Source organism: Janthinobacterium sp. UMAB-60 (genome assembly GCF_900095235.1).
Classification (GTDB): Bacteria; Pseudomonadota; Gammaproteobacteria; order Burkholderiales; family Burkholderiaceae_D; genus Janthinobacterium.
Genome location: NZ_LT607540.1, coordinates 1 through 258 on the forward strand (window position 1 = coordinate 1; position 258 = coordinate 258).

Here is a 258-nt window from a genome sequence, read left to right on the forward strand (position 1 = left end):
CGGCATCACGGCCGCCGGCAAGACGTATGACGGCACGGACGCGGCCATCTTGAACGCCGGCGCCACCTACAACGGCATGTTCGGCGGCGACAGCCTGACGTTTACCGCCACCAAGGCCGCGTTCAGCGACAAGAACGCCGGCACCGGTAAAACGGTCAACGTCAGCGGCATCGCACTCGGTGGCGCGGATGCGGGCAATTACACCCTGGCCAGCAACACGGCCACCGGCACGGGCGATATCGCCAAGGCGACCATCAC

General features: G+C 66.3%; 1 protein-coding gene. It reads left to right on the forward strand.

Annotation, left to right across the window (positions count from 1 at the left end; translation table 11 throughout):
- The coding region (locus tag K0F86_RS27215; RefSeq protein WP_219137219.1) for a YDG domain-containing protein at positions 1 to 258 on the forward strand (258 nt) is incomplete at both ends.